At 35.3% G+C, this 21,005-nt stretch carries 20 protein-coding genes; 9 read left to right on the top strand and 11 right to left on the bottom strand.

The features are described from left to right. Positions 1-53 precede the first annotated feature (53 nt). Genes ACIQYG_RS21960 through ACIQYG_RS21920 form a run of 9 tightly spaced genes read left to right on the top strand, consistent with a single transcriptional unit; the run spans position 54 to position 11,628 of the window. On the top strand, positions 54-2,876 hold the full coding sequence (locus tag ACIQYG_RS21960; RefSeq protein WP_402842467.1) for a type IV secretory system conjugative DNA transfer family protein: 2,823 nt from the start codon (positions 54-56) through the stop codon (positions 2,874-2,876). An 18-nt stretch (positions 2,877-2,894) separates the two neighbouring features. Next, on the top strand, positions 2,895-3,731 hold the full coding sequence (locus ACIQYG_RS21955; protein WP_402842464.1) for a replication-relaxation family protein: 837 nt from the start codon (positions 2,895-2,897) through the stop codon (positions 3,729-3,731). 39 nt (positions 3,732-3,770) lie between these two features. Further along, positions 3,771-4,766, top strand: a complete 996-nt coding sequence (locus ACIQYG_RS21950) for a conjugal transfer protein (RefSeq protein ID WP_402842461.1) — start codon at positions 3,771-3,773, stop codon at positions 4,764-4,766. A gap of 19 nt (positions 4,767-4,785) precedes the next feature. Continuing rightward, on the top strand, positions 4,786-5,004 hold the full coding sequence (locus ACIQYG_RS21945) for a hypothetical protein (RefSeq protein WP_402842458.1): 219 nt from the start codon (positions 4,786-4,788) through the stop codon (positions 5,002-5,004). A 3-nt stretch (positions 5,005-5,007) separates the two neighbouring features. After that, positions 5,008-5,400 (top strand): conjugal transfer protein, encoded by a 393-nt coding sequence (locus ACIQYG_RS21940; protein WP_402842455.1) that lies wholly within the window; start codon positions 5,008-5,010, stop codon positions 5,398-5,400. After that, entirely contained in the window at positions 5,397-7,886 is a 2,490-nt protein-coding gene (locus tag ACIQYG_RS21935) for an ATP-binding protein (RefSeq protein ID WP_402842453.1), read from the top strand. Before ACIQYG_RS21940 ends, ACIQYG_RS21935 begins: the two co-directional genes overlap by 4 nt. Positions 7,887-7,899: 13 nt before the next feature. Further along, complete coding sequence (locus tag ACIQYG_RS21930; RefSeq protein WP_402842450.1) at positions 7,900-9,852, top strand: CD3337/EF1877 family mobilome membrane protein; 1,953 nt, start codon at positions 7,900-7,902, stop codon at positions 9,850-9,852. A gap of 5 nt (positions 9,853-9,857) precedes the next feature. After that, entirely contained in the window at positions 9,858-10,481 is a 624-nt protein-coding gene (locus ACIQYG_RS21925; protein ID WP_402842447.1) for a hypothetical protein, read from the top strand. Further along, positions 10,474-11,628, top strand: a complete 1,155-nt coding sequence (locus ACIQYG_RS21920; protein ID WP_402842444.1) for a C40 family peptidase — start codon at positions 10,474-10,476, stop codon at positions 11,626-11,628. The genes ACIQYG_RS21925 and ACIQYG_RS21920 overlap by 8 nt, the downstream gene beginning before the upstream one ends. Positions 11,629-11,659: 31 nt before the next feature. On the opposite strand, the gene ACIQYG_RS21915 is transcribed toward ACIQYG_RS21920, so the two are convergent. From ACIQYG_RS21915 to ACIQYG_RS21865, 11 genes are all read right to left on the bottom strand, one after another. Next, the gene (locus ACIQYG_RS21915; protein WP_402842441.1) at positions 11,660-12,622 is read right to left on the bottom strand and encodes a hypothetical protein; all 963 of its coding nucleotides are present in this window, start codon (positions 12,620-12,622) and stop codon (positions 11,660-11,662) included. Between the two features lie 24 nt (positions 12,623-12,646). Next, positions 12,647-12,805, bottom strand: a complete 159-nt coding sequence (locus ACIQYG_RS21910; RefSeq protein WP_402842438.1) for a hypothetical protein — start codon at positions 12,803-12,805, stop codon at positions 12,647-12,649. Continuing rightward, positions 12,759-13,124 (bottom strand): metal-dependent hydrolase, encoded by a 366-nt coding sequence (locus ACIQYG_RS21905; protein ID WP_402842436.1) that lies wholly within the window; start codon positions 13,122-13,124, stop codon positions 12,759-12,761. Before ACIQYG_RS21905 ends, ACIQYG_RS21910 begins: the two co-directional genes overlap by 47 nt. 377 nt (positions 13,125-13,501) lie before the next feature. Beyond that, the gene (locus tag ACIQYG_RS21900) at positions 13,502-13,732 is read right to left on the bottom strand and encodes a hypothetical protein (protein ID WP_402842433.1); all 231 of its coding nucleotides are present in this window, start codon (positions 13,730-13,732) and stop codon (positions 13,502-13,504) included. Positions 13,733-14,079: 347 nt separating this feature from the next. Beyond that, positions 14,080-14,268: a hypothetical protein gene (locus ACIQYG_RS21895; RefSeq protein WP_402842431.1), complete on the bottom strand. Its 189-nt coding sequence runs from the start codon at positions 14,266-14,268 to the stop codon at positions 14,080-14,082. Between the two features lie 13 nt (positions 14,269-14,281). After that, a complete protein-coding gene (locus tag ACIQYG_RS21890) occupies positions 14,282-14,443 on the bottom strand; it encodes a hypothetical protein (RefSeq protein WP_402842430.1) in 162 nt (53 codons plus the stop codon). Positions 14,444-15,664: 1,221 nt separating this feature from the next. After that, a complete protein-coding gene (locus ACIQYG_RS21885; RefSeq protein WP_402842428.1) occupies positions 15,665-16,252 on the bottom strand; it encodes a hypothetical protein in 588 nt (195 codons plus the stop codon). Then, positions 16,239-16,649 carry a hypothetical protein gene (locus ACIQYG_RS21880; RefSeq protein WP_402842425.1) on the bottom strand — a complete coding sequence of 137 codons (411 nt, stop codon included), beginning with the start codon at positions 16,647-16,649 and terminating at the stop codon, positions 16,239-16,241. The genes ACIQYG_RS21885 and ACIQYG_RS21880 overlap by 14 nt, the downstream gene beginning before the upstream one ends. Before the next feature lie 242 nt (positions 16,650-16,891). Further along, positions 16,892-17,191: a hypothetical protein gene (locus tag ACIQYG_RS21875; RefSeq protein ID WP_402842422.1), complete on the bottom strand. Its 300-nt coding sequence runs from the start codon at positions 17,189-17,191 to the stop codon at positions 16,892-16,894. A 486-nt stretch (positions 17,192-17,677) separates the two neighbouring features. After that, the gene (locus ACIQYG_RS21870) at positions 17,678-17,869 is read right to left on the bottom strand and encodes a hypothetical protein (RefSeq protein WP_402842419.1); all 192 of its coding nucleotides are present in this window, start codon (positions 17,867-17,869) and stop codon (positions 17,678-17,680) included. Between the two features lie 1,120 nt (positions 17,870-18,989). Further along, positions 18,990-20,996 (bottom strand): hypothetical protein, encoded by a 2,007-nt coding sequence (locus ACIQYG_RS21865; RefSeq protein ID WP_402842416.1) that lies wholly within the window; start codon positions 20,994-20,996, stop codon positions 18,990-18,992. Positions 20,997-21,005: the final 9 nt, after the last annotated feature.

Genomic DNA, 21,005 nt, shown 5'->3' with positions numbered 1-21,005 from the left:
TAGAACACACCGCAATATACGGTCTAACCAAAGGGAAGGAGATAGCACGAAATATGGCTAGTAAGCAAGATGATCAACTCATGGAAATGGTGGGATTATGGGTTCCTAAAACGGCCCCAATTTGGATTCCTGGTTCGGTAATTGCCTTCTATTTTTGGAAACCTGATAAGTTCCATGAACTATTCGGACCTTATTATCCAGCTTTAAAAACTGGAATTTTAACACTGATTATAGGGGTAATAGCAACGATAATAATTGCCATACTAAGATTCCTTTTCAATCGAAACCGGGAGAAAAAACGGTATCAATATTATCAACTTTTACCCCATCAAGACCAATCCGGAAATGCTGCTTCCATCCTTGAAATGGTGGAACAGATTGCCGGATATAAACGTCCTCGAAGCATCAGAATGATAAGAGGTCGAGAATGGTTTCAATGGATGGTTCACAAAGACAAAGAGGGAATCAAATTTTATATCGGGTTTCCACAGGACCGAAAAACCGGAATCCTTCGGACGATTCAAAATGCTTACCCAGATGCAGAAATTCATGAAGCCGATCATATTCAATTTCCTAGCCAATCAGCTTATAGTGGCAGAATGGTTATGGATTACAAAGGGATCCATGAAGTGAAGCCTTTAGCTTCCTTTAGTGGAAAGAACGGAATTGGAAACCTTATTTCTTACATGGAACCTGGATCTTGGATTGATATTACATTTAGCCCTTCTTCTCCTTATCAATTAATGAAGAAGATAAAGAAATCTCAAAAGAAAATGAAAAAATACCATAGTCGCATGAGCGATATGGACAGTTTTGAGAAAGCTGATCTAAAATCCATTTCTAAACGGTTATCAGGAAGAGATAAAGTTTTTACAGTTGCGGTTTCCATTGCAAGTGAATCCAAACATGCTGGCGGTGTTGTTCAATCAATCGCTACCACGTTAGGATCCATCATGAATGATGAAAACGGATTAAGCATAAGAAGGTTCCGAAATGCTGTAGAAAGAAACCCCTATCCTTTCGCTTATAAAATGGATTGGATAGGCCGAGAACTTTCAAACCTTCTGCAGCTCCCTTCACCTAATCACGATATATTTGAGCAAGTGCCTCACCTACAACAAGGTGAACGCGCCCTTGAAAAATCTGAAATGAATAACGGAATAACTGTTGGATACATGAAACACCCAATAGTTAAAAAACGTTTGGTGAAGGTCCCGTATAACATTCTAAGAGAACATTGGTTCATGTCTGGTAAAACAGGTTCCGGAAAATCTTCGGAAATATTAATGATTCTTCAATCTATGATTGATGATTGGGCAAACGATCCGAAGAGTGCCCCTGGATTTACACTGTTTGACCCAGCCAAAGAAACCGCCCTCACCGTTATAAGCCGGTTGAAAAAGGCTGAAGCAGAAGGAATCACCATTCCATGGGATAAAGTTCATTACATTAGCTTAACGAAAGATGAACATCCTTTAGCTTTAAATCTTTTACACAAAGCACCAGGTGAATTAGATGATACGGTAAAAAACAACATCATAGACATTATTGAAACTGCATTTGATACATCCAATGCTCCGAGAGCCATGAGATGGATAGAAAATGCGATACTTGCTCTTTTGCAGGATAAAAAATCCCATTCCATTCTCGGTATCAACCGAATGTTCCAAGATGCAAAATTCAGGACCAGAGTGGTTGAAAACATTAAAGATCCTGTCTTAAGGGAAGAATGGTTATCTTATAATCTTAAAGATACTGATGCCACACTTGATGCGATTAGAACGAGGATGCAGCCATTTCAATCTTCCCTTTATATGAGAAGGATGTTCGGCCAGACAAAATTCGGCTTGAACCTTCGTAAATGGATGGATGAAGGCCACCTGGTCCTCATTGATATGAAAGATGTCGATGATACCAACATCACTTTAACAGTCGGTCACATGGTTACCCAATATCATCAAACAGCCATTAAACGACAAACAGGATCTAAACTCCATATGCTCTTGGTTGATGAAGCCCATTTGGCTCAAATTGAAATCATGGATACGATTGTAGCTTTTGACCGTAAATTCGGTTTAGGGCTTGGCATCATCACTCAATACATGGATCAGTTAAAACCGTTCCTTAAGAAAGCAATCAAGGGTAACATGGGAACGATTCTTTCAGGAACACAGGGTGATGAATCAGCCGCACAAGTGGAATCCATGACTGGTGGAAGATTTTCAGCCCAATATGTTCAGAATCTTCCGAGTAATACGGTCGCTGTTTTTACTAAAGATAAGGTTGGAGGTGTTAATAAAATCACCACCTGTACAGTAGAAACCGAACCACCATTTGTTTATAAGGAAAATGGTGATGCAGCCAATTACCAGGATCAAAAGGAAATGACGTCAACCTTCAACTGGCTTGAATCCATTGCTTTAGATCTTCAAAAACGAGATGGAGAACATTATAAAAAGGTTGATGAAAGCATTCAATCTTACCTGGGGTATGACAAGAAAAACAAAAAACGAGAGAATGAAGGTCTTTTCTCAGAAATCACTTTACCGGAAGAACCTCCTTCCCTTGTTTCGATATCCGAATCCCAAACACCTGAAGATGACGGCCTTTTTACTACCATGTCAATATCAGATGTTGAAGAAATGGATGAGGATGAATTTTTCAAAATCATTTCACCACAAAATGATACTTTAAGGGGTGATGCCGTTCATCAAGATTCACAAGATGAGAAAACGAATAATGAATTATTCAACAATAAAACACCCCCTCATCATGACCATGAGGTTTCAAATAGAAACCAAAACAAAGAGAACGGAAAGCAAAATGAACACTATGAAGAAGTAGAAGAAGCCAAAAAGCCATTCTCCTTCTTCTAAACAAGAGGGGGAAAGCCAATGGCAAAGGAGATTTTTTTAACACCAAGGGAACAAGAATTATTTTTAGACTTATATGATTTAATTTTTCTGGATGTGGATTATTTACAGAAAGTGATTTACCAATCTTCTAAACCAGCTATCTATAGGAGAACAAAACTCCTTGAAGAACATGGCTATATTACATCATTCCGACTTGCAATCGTTGATAAAGCGAACCCAGCAGGAAGAAGTAAAAATGTTTATACCCTAGATTCCAAAGGATTAGAAGAAGTCAGAGAATTACTTGGTGAAGCAAGATGGGATACACGCTGGACTGATAGAACACCATCACATATCTATCATTGCTTGGAAATGGCTAATGTTCACGCCTCTTTCAAACTTATAGATAATGATCACTTCGGAATACATGAATGGCTGAATGAATCAAGAAGTCAATACAGATTCGCAGATGGTCGGGATGGTCAAATCAAACCAGACGGCATGCTCCTTCTTAAAGCAAAATCACATGATATTCACGCAGGTGTCATGCTTGAACTTGAACGAAGTAAACAAAGAAAAGATGTTAGCATCGGAAAATTAAAACGGTACAACCGATATTGCGAAATAAAATGTTTTACTGATCAAGAATCTATAGACGTTGATATAGCAGCTCCCCGTATAGTTTTTATCTCAGTAAAAGAAAACGAAATGCGGAATTTGATCCTACACACAAAGGATGTTAATACATCCTCTACAAAAGGCGTTCTATATACCACAATGGAAAAAATACTAGCTGATCCTTACGGTAAAATCTTTTTTGCTAAAGGGTCCAGCAATCCAGAACAATTATATGGTATAGCTGACCCAATCAATTAAGAATGAAGATGGCCGGAGGGAATCACAGGAGGCAAAAAGATGAAGATTCAAAAATTTTTGGGAATGATGAATAAGCCAAAGGATTCCAAGCCAAAAAAGCCGAAAATCAAAAAGGATTTTTCTCCTAAGAGGATAAATTCGAGGAAATACGTTAAATACTCGATTTATCTCTTAGTAGCCTTTTGGACAGTCGGAGCAATTAGAGGGTATACAGCCGATGATAATTCAACCAAACCTGTTGAAATTACTCAAAAGGCAACGGTGGAAAATTTCGCTACTACTATAGGAGCTGAAAATTTCGCTTCAAAATTCGTTAATGAATACTTCAAATGGAATAAGGATGATTTCCAGGAAAGAGAAAAACGCCTTCAACCTTACTTAAGAGAAGGAATGGATGAACAAGCAGGATTGCGTTTTGACACCATTACTGGAAACGCCTTTCTTGATACCTCTGAATTATGGAAAATCGAAGAAACTGGTAAAGATACGGCTGAATTCACCTTTAAAGTTACTTATAAAGTGAAAAAAACCGAAGAACGCGATGTGAAGAACGGCAAAAGAACGAAAAAGGTCACAGAGGAAAAGGATAATGGACCATATGAAAGATGGATTAAGGTGCCAATCATAACAGACGGTAAATCCTTCTTAATTAATGGAAATCCTACTTTCACGAGCAAACCAGAAAAAGCAAAAATCAAACCTTTAGAAACCAAACCAGAATCTGCAGCAGCTGATCAAAAAACAGCAGCCGAGATAAATAAATTCCTACAGACATTTTTCAAGCAATATTCAACTGGAACGGCTGCTGAATTAGAATACTTAACTACAGATAAGAGCATCCAACCACTAGGCGGAACGATTGTTTTCGAAAGTATAGAAGAACTTAGAATCCTAGAAAATAAGAAAAAGAGCTCAATAGTTGAAGTAAATGCAATATTTACAGATAGCAACTCTAAAGTGCAAATCCTACAAAAATACACTCTGGAAGTTTTGGAATCTTCTGATAATAAATGGCAAGTAACTAAATTTAACTAAAATTAAGGGGATGTTATAAATGGATTTCGGTCAAAACTTATTAACTTGGTTGCAAGGTCAATTGGTTCCGGTGCTATTAATCATTATCATCATAGGTGCTCTGACATTGGCTTTAAAAAGAAATTTCACTGCTTTAATCGGTTTCTTAGTCTTCATGGGAATAATCAGTGCGATTGTTGCAGCTCCAAAAGGATTAATGGAATTAGGAAAAAAATTATGGCAAGTGGTGTTTTCTTAAGAAATGAGAAAACAAGTCAAAGTTTATACGCCTCTCGTGAGGTATGAAAGAATCCTATATTCTCTACTTGATGTTGAACTTCCATTCCCTGTCTCGTTTAGACAAATAGGATTCTTTGCTTCCTCTCTCCTAGCCATGGTCATATTGGTCAAATTACCAGGATTCGGTTTCATGGAATCCTGGTGGTTGATCAATTACGTTGCAATCCCAGTCGGATTAACTTGGTTCTTCACCAAATTTAAACTTGATGGAAAAGCGCCTCATATTTTCTTACTAAACTTTATTCAATACCAACTATCTGCAAAAACCTATAGCAAATATGAAAAAGCTGAAAAACCTGCCAAATATCAATATAAAACGAATGTGACATATAGAAAAGGAGTTGATTCGGAATGAACGAAATTCAATTTCCAATCAAATATTATGAAAAAAATATCTTATTCACCCAGGACAATGAGTCCTGGGCTTTCTATGAACTAATAGGCTTTGAATATGATTTTCTATCCGATAACAAAAAAGCATCTATCTCTTCTCGACTCGAAACGTTTTTCGCCAATATTGGTGTTGATACCCACCTTTTAATTCTTCCTAAATTCCACTCGGTCCTTGATAAGCATGAACAATTTAAGAAAACAATAAAAGGACCACTTAAAGATGAGGCCATTCGCCATGTTGAAGAAGTAGCGCCAATCATTGAAAACGCTGTTGGATCTGAATCAAGCGATTATCATTTTTTTATCGGTATTAAACTGCCAAAAACAGATGAATTTGAACTGACTATAAAAAACATCATTGAAAATGTAAAAAGTGTTGTGAATGAAATATTCGCAAAAATGGGCTTGGAAGAACAAGATATCGCTGGAACAGACATTGACAGAGCAAATCGATTAGAAAACTTATATTTCAAATTCGTTTCTTCTCATGTACACGCAAGAAGAATCGATGAAGACGATTATCAATGGTTGATTCGCAGAAACTTTTATCGTGGGATTGGCATCCCTCCACATAACAAAGATTTCAAACCATCTTACCAACCAACTATCAAGGCAAGAAAACCCCTTAACCTATTACATTTAACAGAGGGAATCGTTGACGGATTTACAAACCCAAGAAAAATTCTTTTGACACAGGCTGTTGATGGTGAAGTAAAAAATGGCCACTGTGCTTTCCTAACCATTTCCTATATCCCAACTGATGGATTAATCAATATCGATACGGAATGGATTTTTGCCATTCAAACCCTTGATTTTCCGGTGGAAATATCGATCAGATCTAGCAGCTTAGATCATAGAAAAGTTATGCAAATGGTCAGAAATAAGAAAAAAGAACTTAAAAACCTTGATGAACACGCAGCCAGCACCAATAACGAATCAACATATGAAGTTTCAGAGAATGTATCACTTGCTAGAGAATTAGAGATTGCAACGAATGTTACAAAAAACCCTCAACTCTTTGTTACGGTAGCATTTTGTGTATCTGCTTCTAATGAGGAAGAACTTAAATCAAGAATTAGAGCCACAAAAGATTTATATGCGGACTTTAAATTTCAACTGGAACAGCCACTATCTGATCAATACAAATTGTTTAATGAATTCATACCCGGTTCTAAACAATACGTTAATTCCTATGTTCAGATGATGGAGCCAGGAGCATTAGCAGCCGGAATGTTTGGTGCCACCACTCAAATTGGCGATAGCAATGGATTCTGTGTAGGAACCCATGGTGATGATCAAGCCGTTTACATTGATATTAGAAGATATACGCAAGGACTTGCAGGAGCGAAATCCCGTTCCCTATCGATGGATTTCATCGGCTCAAAAGGTTCCGGTAAATCATATGGAGCCGATCTTATGTTATATCTGGCGATTTTGGCTGGCGCTAAAGGGTTTGTCGTAGATCCCAAGGGTGACAGAACAAAGTGGAAAGAATTACTTAGGGATATTGGCCATGAAGTAAACGTGATTACCCTTGAAGCGAATGAACGCAATAAAGGACGATTAGATCCCTTCATCATTTGTAAGGATTTGAAGGCTGCTGAAAAATTAGCCTTAGTTATTTGCACATACCTTACCAAGCTTGACCAACGGAACAATCAAAATGGTTGGGTGGCCATAAGAAACGCAGTTCGTGATGTAGCTGCGGAGCCAACTCCATGCATGAATAAAATCATAAGCAAATTAAAAGATCATCCAGAAGGCTCAAAAGGTTATGATATGGGCGCTTATTTAGAAACTTATAGAGATTTATCTTTCGCTTCCCTTCTATTCGGGGATGGAAGCGATGTTGATGCCCTTGATATCGATAACGCTCTTACTGTTCTTCAAATCCAAAATTTAAAAATGCCACCGAAAAATAAAAAATCCGAAGATTTCAATATGGAAGAAATGTTATCGATGGCCATGATGTTCCCGATCGGGGAATTCGCTCTTGAATTCATCCACCAACCTAGAAATCTTGTGAAAATTGCCTTTTTCGATGAATCCTGGTTCATGGAAAAGACAGATATCGGAAGGGATATTTTAGATAGAGTTAGTAGGGAAGGTCGAGCGATGAACGCAGGACTTATTCGGGCCACCCAAGCAACAAATGATATAGATGAAAATACAAAAAATTTGGTTGGAATGAAATTCGTTTTTCAAAATTCAGACCACAAAGAAGCAGCTAATAGTTTGAAATTCCTTGGAATTGAACCTACAGATCAATTAATCGAACGTATTCAGAATTTAAATGTTGGTGAATGCTTCATGCAAGACATATACGGAAGAATCGGAATTGTTCAATTAAACGCCTGGTTCAAGGATTTGGATCATGCCTTTGATACTCGTCCACCTATTGACCAAGAAACTGAAACAGAAGTTCAAAAAGAATTGGTTCTAACTTAAGGAGTGTAAAAAAATGAAAAAAATCCAAATAGGCATCCTTCTCTTATCTGTACTTTTTCTAACATTTATCCCATCGGCGCCAGTTGGCGCCGCGGATATGATGGATAGTCTTCTTCCCCAGGAAGAAAAGAAAGATCATGAAGGTAAAATAAAACTCGAATACAACCAATATCCTTTATCTAGATATGGCATGGAAACACAATTAGAAGATGATCAACTCTCTGATCTTATGCCTTGGGGATGGGATGATGGAGTAGGAAAACAAATGAATCAAGGTATATCCATGATGAACTCCACATTATGGGGATTCAATAAAATTATTGCTGCTACAGTCGGAACCTTAGTTTCCGAAGCCTATGAATTAAATATTGTATCGGATTTTGCAGATGATATTTCTACCGTCATTAAATCCATTTCAGGTTTCGGACCTGGTGGATTTGCTAGCAAAGGATTATGGCCTTACTTGGCTACCTCCATTCTTGTAATAGTTGGCGTTTGGGCCGCCTATATCGGAATTATTAAAAGAGCCACCTCTGCTGCTATGTCAGGAGTTTTAGGAACACTTATTATCTTGACCATTGGACTTGGTTTCTTTACAAATTCCGATTGGATTTTAAAGGAATTTAATGATGGTGTTAGCGAAGTGCAAAATGACGTTTTAAGCTTTTCCCTTACTACCACTTCACCAGGTAAATATGATGAAAGTGAAGGAATGGCCTCCATGAGAAACCAAATTTTTAATCTCATGGTTAAGAATCCATACTTACTATTGAATTTTGGCAGTCCTGATCAGGAAAAAATCGAAAAGCAATGGGATAAAAAAGGTTCTCGTGTTGATACCATACTTAAATCTAAGGTTTATTCAAAGGAAAGAAAAGATGCTATTGATTACGAAGTGAAAGAATTGAAGAATGGCAATATGAAACCTGAATCCTTAAACGATCGGTTCATTATCCTGGTTTTTGTTTTAATCGCTAACGGTATACTTGGCACCATCTTATTATTATTAGCTTGCTCCATGATTTTTTATCAGGTTTTAGTTTTGATCTTTGCCGTGTTTACTCCGGTTGCTTTCCTTATCGGATTAATACCAGCTTTCAGCAATACTGCAACAAATGTCATCATGAAATTACTTCATGCTTTTTATATGAAAATTGCTTTGGCTCTTTTAACCACCATTTACTTCTCCATTTCTAGCATGGTCTATAATTCGATGGACCCTAAAAAGGGTTACATTCTCTTATTCATCATCCAAATCATTTGTGCTGTAGCTGTTTGGGTTAAACGCAATGAAATCTTGAACGCTGTAACGACTCCTTTCAGAAAAGCCAATGTGAATAACAATGTAGGGCAAAATATTAGCGATTTTAAAAAGTCATACTTTAAAACGAGAAAATATGTCAATAAAATCACAAAACCATTTACACAAAAACCTACTCAAACACTTGCTGAACGTACTGGTTACAATAAATTGAAAGCTAAACCAGGAGTCGGCATGGTTGATCAAATGAGACACCCAATGTATACAACAAAAGAAAGAAATACACCAAATAAAGTTGTTGCTGCTTCCAATGGTTCCGGTTTTGAAAGATATTCTAATCAAAAGGCTGCATCTAACGCACCACTGGCCGAACGAAAACAAGAAAACATCGTAAATAATCAAGAAAAAGTAACTCAACCCCAGGTGAATGCTCAACCAATCTTGAATAAAGACTTAAAGACAAATAGACAACCAGAACAAACGCTTAATGATCGCCGTAATTTAGAAAGCCTTGAAAAAACATTAGAAAAAGGTGGTCACGCTCATATTGCTAGAGAAAACGTCCAATTAAAAGGAAAACCTGTTCTTAAAGATAGGTTGGCTGAACGTGCAGCTGCTAATCAATCTCATAAACCAGAATTAAGAAACCGCCCAACTACAACAAATAATCATAGTATTGAACCTAAAAACAGAAATCAGGAGTGAAGAAAATGAAATTAGATTTAACAAAAAAAAGCCATAAAATGATCCTTTTCGCTTTACTAGCCATTCCCACACTGATTATGGGCATCATATGGACCGCCAATAATCAAGATGAAGCAACAACAAAAGAAGAACCTAAAACGGAAAAAACCGAAGGGAAAGAGTCCGATACACCGGATTCCTCTCCTTCAGAATTAGAATTAACGGAAGAACAAGAACAAATTGAATCAGAAAGCATCCCAGGATCTGAATATATCAAAGAGGAAGATAAAGCAATAGCGCAGGAAGTGGCTGAAAATTTTGCTCAGGCATATGGAAATTATGACAGTGAAAAACCTCTAGAATTCATCCAGAACGCGAAGCCTTACATGTCGGAAGTGATGGCTCATGAATGGGATAAAAATCCTCCTAGAAGGCCCCTGGCGCTCGTTAAAAGTGAGGTGGATAGTTATGAAGCTTATCCGATTGATACAGCTGATAAATACACGCTCATGTACAATGTAGTTTTACAACAAAAAACAGTTAATTCCCTTGAAGATAAAGATATACCATTAGAAACTTCATTGATTATCGCTTTGAAAAAAACATTCGGAGAATGGAAAGTGGAAGGAGTGAATGTTAGCAATGGGTGAACCTCAATTCCAAGAGAAACCTAAGAAACAAAGTGTTGCTGCTGATGTAGGTAAACTGGCCGTAAAAAAAATAGCCCTAACATATTTGAAGATACCAATCCTTATTGCGATTGGTATTATTTTTTTCATTTTTTTGATTGCTGGCCTGATTCTCTCCTTTTCTTTCCATGAAAAAGATTTCTTTGATGCTGAAGGCGGAGACGGAGGATGGCAAGTTGGAAATATTACTGAATTTGGTGCTAATGAGATACCTGCAGAATATATTCCGGTCTATAAAGAAGCAGGAGCAAAATACAACGTACCTTGGAACCTGTTAGCAGCTCACCACAGGGTCGAAACAAGGTTCTCGACTATTTCCCCTATGATAAGTCCAGTCGGCGCTATAGGACACATGCAATTCATGCCATTAACGTGGATTGGATGGTCATACCCAGGAGGAACAAACCTTGGGAATGCCATGATTCCTAATAACATCTTAACGGACCCTAAAAAGATAAAAAAATATGGTGGTTATGGTACGGATGGTGATGGGGATGGCCGCGCAGATCCTATGAATTTAAAAGATGCCATGCATACCGCAGCCAAATATTTAGCAGCTAGTGGAGCTGCAGATGGAAGAATAAAAGAGGCCGTTTTTGCTTATAACCATTCAACTGAGTATGTAAATGATGTTTTGGGATTTGCTGCAGCTTTTGTTTCTGGTTACAAAGAGGTTAGCGTCGGGGGAAATACCGGTGGTTCCATTCCTGCTAATGGTGGCATGAAAGGAGTTATGGAATCGGCAGATGCATGGACGAAGAAAAAGACCAAATATGTTTGGGGTGGAGGAAGAACCCAGGGACAAATAGATAAAGGATGGTTTGACTGCAGTGGATTTATTTACGCGATGCTTAAAGCCAATGGCATTAATTGGGCTGTAGGAAACACAGATACCCTCCTTACACAAGGAAAACGGGTACCGGCAAAGGATATCCAAGTTGGTGATCTGATTTTCTTTGATTCTTATAAAAAGAATGGCCATGTTGGTTTTTATGCAGGAAACGGAAAATTCATCGGATCACAATCCAGCACAGGTGTAGCTTATGCCAGCATGAACTCAGGATACTGGGGAGCTAGATATAAAGGTGTTGTTATCAGAGTCAACTAAAAAAGCTATCCAATAGGACAGCTTTTTTAGTTTACATAGTATCATTGAAACAATGAAATTGTGCTTTTTTATTGATATAAAGGGTAACATTATGATATTCCGTTAAGGGTTGTCTGCCTGTATTTTTTTTAAAATATGGTTTACCATATGCTACTATTTGATTATTTCCTTTTTGCATTTCACTTTCTATTTTTCTTTTGATGTGTTCCATTTCAATTGGAATTAAAAAAGAAACAGATGGGATCTCTTTCTTTCCCTCATCATCTAGACCATTAATATACGGCATTTCTATAAACACTTTATGAAATTCACTCTTATTAGGGAATTTAACATATTCTAATGGTTTTGTTATATAACCCTCTATACATACCGGATGTTTGGGTATGCTCTTTTTATCAAGGTATTTTGTTAATTTAATATATTCCACTTCTTTTTGACCAAAATAAAAATTATCCCAACTCACCATTTTCTTTTTATACTTTAATTTAATTTCTGATTTCAAAACGTTATTATTTTCAACTTCTGAACGTAATATCATTATTTGTTTCATTGCACTTAAATATGGAGACAACGAACCATCATTTTCAACTTCCATTTCATGAGCATCATTTTCATTTGGAACATCGTCTTTTGGGTTTTCCTTGGATTCTAATTCCTCGGTAACGACCTGTAGACGAATAATTGGCTTTTTGGAAGGATCCATTTCGATAAAATCCTTTAATTCAATGGCTTTTTTCATTATTTTTTTAACTCGTCCGGCGGTGTTATACTTGCAATCTTCATTATGAACAACTTTTGGTATTAATGAAAAAAAAGGCGATACTTTAACCACTTTATTAGGGTAGTTCTTTTCAAAATGTTTAGTAAATGATAACGTTGCATTGCAAATTGGACAACTGAATTTTTCCCCAGTCAATCCCTGTTTATCAGCTTCGAAATTCGATATTATTTTTTTTGTTTTAATGTAAAAGGCTTTATCTATTTTGACTCCCATTGTAGTTATCCCCCAGTATAAATTTTACAAATAAGTTGTATATCCATAATATCCTATAAATGATATAAGCATGGCCATAAATACTTTTTCTAACATTCCCCCAGTAGTAATCCCAAAGGGCAAACCTATCTTAATTTTAAAAGGCCATAAAAACTGAATCCCTTGCTCTGTGAGAGCATCCAACAACAAATGGCTGGCTATGGCCTATCAAGATGCCGAACTCTAAATCTGGAGGCCATGAGGTCCATTTAAACAGGATGAAAGCCAGGATTATGAACAATAGGCTGTGAGTAATTGTTCGATGACCGAAAACCCCACTTATTATATCGTCCAATAAAGGAACCTTTCTGCCTAACGTGGATCCTGTATGGTCTATATCAGGAATTAACGCGCCAAGGACGCAGCTCCCTATAAAAAGTAACTCCGAATCAACAGGTTCACCATAAGTTAAATAAAAAACGCCAGCAGCTACGCCACCGGCGATATGTGTTTTACCTTCCATTGTTACCTCCCTTATTCATTAAGCTCCTTAATGATTGGATAAAACAAAACACCAACGATATAGTTAAATAACGTACCAGCAGAAGCATATAAAAAGGCATTCCATATCGCTTTAAGAATTGAAATATTAAAAACATTAGTCCAAACGCAGAGGACTAAGACCCCTCCCATTATTATAAAAAGAAATATCCAACATCCGATAATAAACTCCGATCAATATGTCCATCTATTCACGATTTTACTCCCTTCCCTTTGCAGAAAAAGTGAATCCATTGATCCTGGCCTTAAATAAAAGAAATTTGTTTCACCATTTTTTTAGCTGAATCTTTATTCCCGCAAAATAGACAAGTTGCTTTTTTCATTAAGCAAGGCCCCTTTTTATACCAGCCGCAACTTACCTTTAGATGATGGCCGGACTTCTTCGATAAATTTGTATTTGATATCTGTTACCGCACCGATGATTATCCCGTTTTCATACGTCCATTCAGGTTTTCCGGTCTCTACGACTTCAACCTCCCACTCTGTACCGTCGTCCTTGACAATTACTCGCCTTTGTCCCACAGCCGGGAATTCGTCACCCAATAGGTTTGTCGCACGAGCATCATGCATAAAGTTATCCATGTTTCAAAACTCCCTCTTTTTGTTATAATAATAACCTGTAAACAAAAAGAGGGAAAAGGATTCTGCCAGGAATCCTTTTTATCGCATTGGATGTGGTTCATTTTCCTGTGTTACTCTTTTTGTTTCAGCCCTTAAAAATTTTGACCTGGACCATATCTGTTTTCAAATTGATAAATCTTATTCCTCATTTTGTTCTTACTCCAATTATCCATATTTCTTGGTACATCTAGATTGTTTTGAAAAAACAATTCGCAAAGGTAAGAAAACATGGTATTTCCATCAGGATTTCTATTGACTAAAAAGAATGACATAACGTGTAGCCTCCCCAGTATATTTTAGCTGCTTAATTTCCTTACGATATTATCAACGGTTACATCTTTATCATTTACCTTGATATCAAAGAGAAAATAAGGATTAATTTCATAACGGTCGAGTATATCTTTCAAATCCTTTGAATTAGCAATGAAAGCTTTATGTCCTACCGTTTTATATTTGAATTCAAGAAATGCTGCTATAGACATCATCCCCCTTAAAGTTTTAACCTTTGGATTTTCCCTTCTTGAAATTTTTTAACGCTGCGGTTAATTCGAAAAATAAAGATTCTTCCTTTAAATCAAATGACAAGTCGATAAAATCATAAAATCTTCTTCTTACATTCAGATTCACTTTTAATTTTTTGGCCTTATCGACTTCATTCATGATCTATTCCTCCATTTCAATGTGATCCATCATTTCACCGCACTTCTCACATTTCTTTTTCACTTCCACTTGGCAAGAGAATTCACGTACATCACAATCATGGCAGATATATTCAAACATGTTGGGAATACATCCTTCCTTTTATTAATGTTAATAATATTAACTTAATATTATTATACCCTTAGGTTTTCAATTTGAAAACTTTTTTTAAAAAAGGAAGTATATATTTATAAAGTATCCTTTGTGAATACATAAGAAACATTGATACAATGGGTTATCAAAAAGAGAAATAACCAGATAATAAATTATCCGGTTTATCTTCAATATGAAATCAATAAATATAAATAAGCCTTTTCTTTAAATTATTTTCTTGAACATCAAAAAGGGGTAGCACCACATGGCCATCAACATAAGAAAAGTAATCACCCCCAAAACGAAAAAAGAGCTGACTTCTCAAAGTAACTAACTGTAGAGAAAGAAAATTTTCATTTTGGGGGTACTTCAAAATCTTAGCTTGATGGTCATAGGGTAGAGTCAGGAAAATGCGCATTTACAACGATAAGCATTTTGATACAAGTCTTATGAGACATTATATAGCCTAATTTAGAGGTACTTTGAATGTGTCTCAATAGGTTCTACTCTATTGAGATTGTGAATGATAGTACTTAAACTATCGGGGCAGGATAGTTCAACAAGTGCAGTGTATTCGTACTGTGAAATAAATATATATGTGTTTTTTTCATCTTTTTAGGAAAACTAATCAAAAATTGATTTAATACAACAGGAGGTAGCAATATTGAAAAAACTAATAACCTCATTATTTATTTTTTGCTTTATAGCCACTGGGATTGTTTCAAAAGTAATGATCCACATGATAATAGTCAATATATTATCCATTTTTAACCCCCTTCTCACTAATCAAGTTACAACATAATTAGTGACCAATTTTTCTAAAATTAACCTATACATCATCTAACAATATAGTCTGTTTTTTAACTATTCTATAAATTCATCTTAAAAAGAATAAATCCTGCTTATGCAATTAAAGACGAGCCTCTAACATAAACACTGTATAATTCACTTTCCCTACAAAATTTGTAAGGATTAGAAAAGACACAACCTGCTTATAATTACCTATTTTATTTAAAATACAGAAGGTCATAAATTCTTGCCTAAAGACATAAAGCAGGGTTAACCCTGCTAACGCCTTTAGGCTATTTATTATTCTTCAACATCCAATAATTTAATGATTTTCTGTACTGCTTCAGTATTATCCCCTTTTCTAAAAGTATCAATAAAATCCATGTAGAGAAGCTCAATCACACGTTCAATGGTATAGCCATGGTTTGGGTGGTGTTCTTCCAAATCAGCAAGCAAGACTTCACCACGCAGGGCATATTTTCGTCTCATTCTTAATTCGAGGGTCTCTAATTCTTGATGTTGATCCTTATGAATGAGTTTAAAAATTGAGTCCGTTTGTTTTTCCAATATGGCATCTTTTCCACTTTCACGTTCCAGGGTTGAAAGAAGCTTAAACATTTTCTTTGGATCGGGATTAATTTTTGCAAAGTAAAGAAAATCTTCATATAGAAGTTTCATTAAATCGTTTTGTGAAAAGGGCATTTCTGAAAGATCTTGAATATCTTCACAGAATATTTCTGCCCTTAAATAACTGTTTAGGGGAACTTGTATGGATAGTAAAATCACGGATGTTTTATTCATTTTATGAAGCATTTTACCAATGAAATTATTCGATTTTATTAGGGATAGTTCTTCATCTATAAGATTCGCTTGGCTATATTTCCCCATCTGTTATGCCCCCTAGTTGTTTTTTCTTATAAGCCTCCATAAAGATTCGATGAGCTGCCTTCCTGATACTGCATTTCCATTCGGCTGCATATTCCCCTATCCTTTGATATGTCTCGTGATTTACTTTGCAATGGACGGTAGAAGGGAGGTCGTTATAAGTGACGTCAGGGTAGTTGAAAAGGTTTTCTAGTCCAAATATAAGTAATTCCGTTCCTATTGTAGTTTTAGATCCTTTCCATTGTTTTCTGGATTCACGTAAAATGATTGTTTCCATAAGATCCGTAACAGGGATTTTTATGTCATGAAGCTTATCGGATCGGATTTTTCTTTTTTGAGGTACCTGGTCTCTTTTTTTAGCATTGGATAGAACAGGATTCAATGGTTTATCTCTTCTCATCGGCTTTTCCCCCTTCTAAAAGGCATTTATCTATGGGTTGGTTGGTAAGTTGGTCACTCGGTTGCTCCTAAATAGCTGGAGGGAGGTATATTTTATAACGATCGTGGCAAGGCTCTTGATGATATGTGAGGTGATATGGAATGAGCAGTAAAGATGGAATATCAAAAGACTTGGCTAAGGCCTTGGCAAATAAGGCAGCAGCATCCCATTCTATTAAGAGTACCGAAAGGAAAAATAAATGATCAACCGATAACCAGTTTAATGCCTCCCTGTTCAAAGATCTTGACCTGGGGCGTATCTTCTTTTTTAATATAGCTTTGTTCCTGCCAACATTTCTCTTCGTCTATCCTCCATGCTGGGCAGGGGAGAGGGACGTCACCCTTCTGATATTTTTTAAGGATATCGTTATATTCTTTTGAATGGGCGGCTATAAATAAGGCCAGACGGAAAATTTGGTTGCGATCTAATGAAGTGGCATTATGAACTTCACTTACATAGTCCTGATAAATGGACGGATATCTTACCGTAGGTCGGTATGTCATTTTGAATTACCCCCTTTATAAAAGGTATGACGTCAGTTAGGTAAAATGCTTGTAGATTAGCTATATTAAGTTTTTTCAAAACAAAAGACCAGTATCATTCGTTTGTTCGTATGTTTTTAAATTTAAAAATGGCCAGTAACAGAAATATGCTCTGTTACTGGCCATTTACAAAAACTCTGTTAGCCTTTAAAATAATTCATTTATTTTTTCTAGGGTAATTGAAGCTGCACGTCCTGAATATCAAAAAGGCTACTTTTTCAGATCCTATAATACGCGGTTGCTTATTCGTCTGCAACATCTGGTTATTTTGGAAGGAAATTTAAAGACGTCGATAGACGGGGGCAATAAAAACCTACGGGTTCCCAAGGCGTAGGTTTTTTATTTCTCTGATTATCAGTAGGAGTGATTTAAATAGTAAAAATAAAAGTCGCGTCTTCCCAAACTTTTATTAGAGTTTAAAAATTGATTATGCGAAGTTTAGAAATATCAAACTTTATCGAGAATATAAACAATTTTTTTATTCTTTCTTCCCTCTAAAACCTTGGAGTATTTCATATTACATGCCTTTAATGCATCTTCTAAAAAGAATTGAAGATCGAGATCTTCTAAAGGAACCGATATTCTTCCTTTCTCTTTTAGGTTATTAAAAGAATCCGCAATTACGTCAACTGTTAACATGATCAATACCCCCAGTATAGAATTTATTTATACCAATACAAAAGGTGCTTATCTGCTTTTTTACGGGAACAAATGGATTTTCACCTTCATTATCATAAGCGAAATGTTCATCTACTTCATTTCCTAAAAAGTCCCTGTCTACGTCCATATAAACGGAACAGCATAGCGTAATCAGATCAGTAGCAACCTTTCCATACAAATCATTAAGCACTTTATCTCTTGCTATCTATCAATCAATCAATGAATAAAGCTAGCTCCATTTTGTTTATGTTAATCTCTATCTCTTAAATGAAGGTCGAAATGTTTTTCTGGATCCTATACCTCAAATAATATTTAGACTCTTTAGAAAAATTAACACCTACATGTTTGTTACTAATTAATTAATTCTTTATTAATCATATAAATTCCCCCCCCTATAAAAATAAAGTTAATATAATCGATAAACTATACACATACGGGGTGAATAAGGGGTACGAAAAATAAAACCTGTATCAAACGATGATCAGGCTACTTTTCTACTTATAATCAGTATTATGTAAACTTGTACTCAGGTAGGTACAACATATTGGACGAGGATTTACTAATATAAATTCAATGGCTACCTCACTTTCAACCTGAAGTAATTATTTTTCTCAAAAGATAGAAATGTTAATCAAGCTAATACAGGTTAGATTTGATAAGGTTAATACGAATCCGGCCATTTTAAAACAGCCGTCAATTGTTCCATACTCTACATGTGTGGAGTGCTATCAGTTTGAGTTGTGGAATTCACACTTAAATCAATTCATTAATACCGCCCCCGTATTGTTGTAAAAGTAATTGCTTGTTTAAGGTAAATTCCTTTATGGTTAAAAGTAAAAAACAATCGATCCCTTTTGGATACGGGTGTTTTTTATGTTAGGTAACACGTTTTGTAATCAGGTTATATACACTAAAAATAACTCATACGGAACGAAATTGTTTTTTCATTTAAAGGTATCCATTCTTGCCCTTCAACTCTCTAATTCGCTAAGAAATCATCCTGAGCTAAAATAGATTCAGATAGAGGCTTTAAAAAAGTAGTCAACTTATCCATTAACTCAGTGAAGGAGAAATGTTTAAAACCATTCCTTTCAGTACTTTATCTTAATTTATTAAACGCTCTGTCCTTAACTACAATTCCCTTAGAACCATTATTTATTTTTTTAAATACAAGTTCTTTTGTATCTGTTTCTTTAATAGTAATCCCAACTATAACTTGATTTTTTGAAGAAATTTTAATTAAACGATCTAAAAACGCTTCCATATCTTTAACAATTATACTGTGTTGACCAGGTTCATCAAACACTAAAATCCCAGGATGATTACCATCAAACTCATTAGAAGTTTGAACCATAGCTATAGTAAATGCCCATATTCTTCTAATATGATCACTGGCTGAAGAATCAAATTTCAGATCAAAATTCTCAATTATAGGCATATATGTATCTTTAGAAATCATTACTTTATCTATATCTGCGGAACTTCTGTAACCAAATTCTTTAAGATTAGCTACAAAATTATTTCTTAACAACTTTATTTTTTCCTCATCTAATTCAGTCAGTCTATTCTTAGGTAGTTTTTTATAATTAATTAAGTATTCCTTCCATTCATCAGAAAGGTCTTTAAACCTAGATTCTATATCTTCTGTTTGACTGTTTACTTTTTTCAATTCATCTAATGTTTTACTTAGCTCTACTTTTTTGTATATAGTTGCTTCTGATATCGATCCATGCATTTCAAAGATATCATTCCTTGTAACCCTTGCAAGCTGATATAGTTTAGATAAGTTTTTATCTAAACTACTCAAATCTTGTTCAATCTTAATAAGATTAGCTTTCTTTTGTTCAATAGCAAACTCAAATAGATTCTCTTGTGACTTTAAATGCCTGATATTATCATCAATACTCATTACTTCATTATCCTTATTTTGTCCAACTAACAAAGAGTCGGAAATGGTCTGATTACAAGTAGGACAAATATCTTTAAATGATTTAAATCCTTCAGTTGATCCAAGATTTCTTAATTTTTTAGCGTCTTGATTATTAACAATATCAGTCTGTATAAGTTGCAAACTACTTAACAGCTTATTTAAGCTAATTTTTTCATTATTAAATTTCAATTTTAATGTTCTAATTTTTTCTTCAAACTTAATTGTTTCCTCATCGATTTTATTTAATTCTTCTTTAAGTTCTTGAAAATTCTCAATTTTCCTTGGTTTTGTTTTGATTAAATTGTTATATTCATTCTCTTTTACTTCTATATACTTTTCTAATAAATAAACTTTGTCTTGTTCTTGAAAAACTATATTGATCGGTTGATCATCTATGATTTTCACTTCATTGCTAACCCCAGTAATTGATAAACCAAGATCCCCTAAACCTCTAACTGTGTTATTATATAGACTACTCCAATTCTCTGTTATTTCCTGTTTAGTTACTTTTAAGTTATGTTTTAATTTTTCGTTTTTAAGAGTATCCATATTTAATAAATACTCTATCACCCTCTTTTTCGGTTCTTTTATTCCGAAATGGGGCATTCCCGAAAACAAGTCAGACCATCCTCTTTTTTGTTCAATTAGCATGCTTGAAAATATTAATTGCAAATAAAGCTTTCTCTCTTTATCATCATTTGTTGGAACATAAGGTAAGTCCAACCCTATAAAATTTTCTAGAAAAGTAAAAAAACCTTTATTATTAGTTGCGGAATTTTGCAAATGCACGTACATATCTTCTTTTTTAGTGTCTTTGTCATATATTTTATCCATTTTCGAATAATAAACTGTCATTAAATTTGATTCTCTATTTTCCATTTTAGCTGCTCTAAGGATAGTGACCTCTTCATTTCCATTAAATATCTCAAGGATAATTTTTGATTCAATGACGTCTAAATTCTTATTATCGTAATGAACTTTTGTTTTGAATGCAGAAGTTAAAACGTTATACCCTTTACCTCCAATGATTTCCTCTAATCCTAAAGCGTAGTAGATGCTAGATATTATTGAACTCTTACCACTTGTATTTTCATCACTACAAATTATATTCATATCATCATCAAAAGTATCATCAAAACCTACTACGTCAAACTCGGTTACTATTTCTACTTTCAATCGCCTTAC

This window comes from Peribacillus sp. NPDC096622 (assembly GCF_044762665.1).
In the GTDB taxonomy this organism is placed as follows: domain Bacteria; phylum Bacillota; class Bacilli; order Bacillales; family DSM-1321; genus Peribacillus; species Peribacillus frigoritolerans_B.
Note: the sequence above shows the minus strand (reverse complement) of the source record. Positions and strands in the feature narration are given on the sequence as shown.

Excerpts from the sequence above, each read along its gene's own strand:
- ACIQYG_RS21960 (WP_402842467.1), top strand. The coding sequence starts at position 54 with ATGGCTAGTAAGCAAGATGATCAACTCATGGAAATGGTGGGATTATGG.
- ACIQYG_RS21955 (WP_402842464.1), top strand. The coding sequence starts at position 2,895 with ATGGCAAAGGAGATTTTTTTAACACCAAGGGAACAAGAATTATTTTTA.
- ACIQYG_RS21950 (WP_402842461.1), top strand. The coding sequence starts at position 3,771 with ATGAAGATTCAAAAATTTTTGGGAATGATGAATAAGCCAAAGGATTCC.
- ACIQYG_RS21945 (WP_402842458.1), top strand. The coding sequence starts at position 4,786 with ATGGATTTCGGTCAAAACTTATTAACTTGGTTGCAAGGTCAATTGGTT.
- ACIQYG_RS21940 (WP_402842455.1), top strand. The coding sequence starts at position 5,008 with ATGAGAAAACAAGTCAAAGTTTATACGCCTCTCGTGAGGTATGAAAGA.
- ACIQYG_RS21935 (WP_402842453.1), top strand. The coding sequence starts at position 5,397 with ATGAACGAAATTCAATTTCCAATCAAATATTATGAAAAAAATATCTTA.
- ACIQYG_RS21930 (WP_402842450.1), top strand. The coding sequence starts at position 7,900 with ATGAAAAAAATCCAAATAGGCATCCTTCTCTTATCTGTACTTTTTCTA.
- ACIQYG_RS21925 (WP_402842447.1), top strand. The coding sequence starts at position 9,858 with ATGAAATTAGATTTAACAAAAAAAAGCCATAAAATGATCCTTTTCGCT.
- ACIQYG_RS21920 (WP_402842444.1), top strand. The coding sequence starts at position 10,474 with ATGGGTGAACCTCAATTCCAAGAGAAACCTAAGAAACAAAGTGTTGCT.
- ACIQYG_RS21915 (WP_402842441.1), bottom strand. The coding sequence starts at position 12,622 with ATGGGAGTCAAAATAGATAAAGCCTTTTACATTAAAACAAAAAAAATA.
- ACIQYG_RS21905 (WP_402842436.1), bottom strand. The coding sequence starts at position 13,124 with ATGGAAGGTAAAACACATATCGCCGGTGGCGTAGCTGCTGGCGTTTTT.
- ACIQYG_RS21900 (WP_402842433.1), bottom strand. The coding sequence starts at position 13,732 with ATGCATGATGCTCGTGCGACAAACCTATTGGGTGACGAATTCCCGGCT.
- ACIQYG_RS21895 (WP_402842431.1), bottom strand. The coding sequence starts at position 14,268 with ATGATGTCTATAGCAGCATTTCTTGAATTCAAATATAAAACGGTAGGA.
- ACIQYG_RS21890 (WP_402842430.1), bottom strand. The coding sequence starts at position 14,443 with ATGAATGAAGTCGATAAGGCCAAAAAATTAAAAGTGAATCTGAATGTA.
- ACIQYG_RS21885 (WP_402842428.1), bottom strand. The coding sequence starts at position 16,252 with ATGGGGAAATATAGCCAAGCGAATCTTATAGATGAAGAACTATCCCTA.
- ACIQYG_RS21880 (WP_402842425.1), bottom strand. The coding sequence starts at position 16,649 with ATGAGAAGAGATAAACCATTGAATCCTGTTCTATCCAATGCTAAAAAA.
- ACIQYG_RS21875 (WP_402842422.1), bottom strand. The coding sequence starts at position 17,191 with ATGACATACCGACCTACGGTAAGATATCCGTCCATTTATCAGGACTAT.
- ACIQYG_RS21870 (WP_402842419.1), bottom strand. The coding sequence starts at position 17,869 with ATGTTAACAGTTGACGTAATTGCGGATTCTTTTAATAACCTAAAAGAG.